The sequence below is a fragment of the Saccharospirillum impatiens DSM 12546 genome, from assembly GCF_000423605.1.
Classification (GTDB): Bacteria; Pseudomonadota; Gammaproteobacteria; order Pseudomonadales; family Natronospirillaceae; genus Saccharospirillum; species Saccharospirillum impatiens.
Genome location: NZ_AUIH01000135.1, coordinates 1 through 2,034 on the forward strand (window position 1 = coordinate 1; position 2,034 = coordinate 2,034).

Below are 2,034 nucleotides of genomic sequence, written 5' to 3' on the forward strand. Positions count from 1 at the left end.
TAATGATCTTCGATTTCCACAGACATGGCTCCTTAAGAATCTGGTGCGGTCAGGCCTCGATTATACTGGAATTCCACAAGAATTTACGAAGAGCCCAAAAAATGATGCGTGTTATTTTTGTCATCTACTTTGGTGTTGCGTGCTTAATTACAGGTGTACAGTTTCTGACAGAATATTTCAAAACTCAGGATTCGATATTAACAGAACTAAAGCAACTCGAAGAGACTGTGAAAGGCCCTATTTCAACAAGTTTGTGGCAATTCGACAACAAGCAATTGGATGTGCTAATTGATGGCTTAGTCACCATGCCCATTATCGAAGGTGTCGACATTAGAGACAACCAGGGCAATATCATTGTTTCTACACGTATTTATGGTCTGGATTCTGAACCCTTCTCGATTTTTGAAACCAAAGAAGATTTAGTCTGGACACTTAATGGTGAAAATATTGCGCTTGGGACAATGGTCCTTTATTCATCATCAAAAGTCGTTTTAGATCGTGTATGGTTTGGCTTTGTATTGATCGCGATCACCGCCACCATAAAGCTATCGGTTTTATTTTGGCTATTTGTCTGGGCCTTTAATCGCTATCTCGCTCTGCCACTTAAGGAGCTTATGTCGCAAGTAGGTGAAGTGCAGCTCAGTCACACGTTAAGCAATCGAATCACACTGTCTAATTTTGATGATAATGAGCTTAATCAACTTCAAGAGCACATGAATGCCATGCTCACCCGTATGGAAGAAGATAGGCAGCGTCTACTAAATCAAGAAAAGAGTAAACGCGAGTGGTTAGAAAAGGCGGTAACAGAACGTACGGCTGAGTTACAAATATTGAATGAGCAATTAAAAGACGTTGCAACAAAGGATTCGTTGACTGGCGTTCTGAATCGCGGCAATTTTTTTGAAACTGCACAGCACCTCTTTTTGCTTTCCCAACGACAACACTCTCCTGCTTCATTCATTTTGATGGATTTAGATTATTTTAAGCTTATCAATGATAAATATGGTCATTTTATTGGTGATCACGTTTTGATTCACTTCACACAGACTATTCAAGGGTTGTTGAGAAAATCTGACCTGATCGGACGTGTCGGTGGCGAAGAATTTGCACTATTCCTACCGGATGCCGGTATAGATGAAGCCTATGAGATTGCCAGTAAAATAAGACAAGCCATTAAAGCATCGACGGTGGAAATAGATGATCAGACAGTGACTTACACGGTCAGCCAGGGCATCGAGTCCGTGGGGCCAGATGATCACAGTATTGTTCAATTATACAAACGTGCTGATGTAAAACTATATCAAGCAAAAGATAAGGGCCGAGATTTTGTTGAAATTTAGAAGTTTTGCCTTATTTTTACTACTGATACTCTCCTTGATAAAAGTAAATATGAGTCAGGCTGAGACCTTAAAAGTATGTTATGACCAATGGGCTCCAATGACCATTTTCCCAACTGAAGCCTCGCCCGATCGAGGTTTTGTCATCGACATGCTGGCGTATATTTATACTGAGGAAGGCTATGAGCTTGAATACTATGAAGTTCCTTTAGCGAGAGGCCTTGATATGGTGGCAGAGGGTCTGTGCGATATGTTGCCGGAATACTTGCTCTCTCCCAGTTCAGGGGATTTCTTTGTTTATGCTTCTGAGCCAACTTTTTCCTACTCAACAGCTTTTGTTACCAGGCGTGATGACCCCTGGCGTTATAATGGGATTCATTCTATTGAAGGCAAGCGTATCGCAACAGGACCAGGCTGGGATTACAGTTCAGTCAGTGTCGGTTACCAACACTATTTAGATGCCCCTGAGAACTCAGGATTGGTTGAAGTCATTGCCGGTACAGATGATGTTGTTGACCGAATATTTAACATGATTATATCTGGCCGAGTCGACTTGTATGCTGATAATGATCTGGTACTTCAACATACCCTGAATAGGCTTAATATTGTGGACCCCACTGTCAAGACCACTAATGCATTAAATTAAGGTAAAATGCCCTATGGGTTAAATTGTATTCTTACGCGGCTTGCAGCCATT

Annotated in this window: 2 protein-coding genes; both read left to right on the forward strand. The window is 41.4% G+C overall.

What is annotated here, in order from left to right:
- Positions 1–1,340 (forward strand): sensor domain-containing diguanylate cyclase (locus G565_RS0120840; RefSeq protein WP_211227246.1); only part of this gene is annotated, 1,340 nt, incomplete at its 5' end.
- Complete coding sequence (locus tag G565_RS25365) at positions 1,330–1,983, forward strand: type 2 periplasmic-binding domain-containing protein (RefSeq protein WP_245584231.1); 654 nt, start codon at positions 1,330–1,332, stop codon at positions 1,981–1,983. The genes G565_RS0120840 and G565_RS25365, both read left to right, overlap by 11 nt.
- Positions 1,984–2,034: the final 51 nt, after the last annotated feature.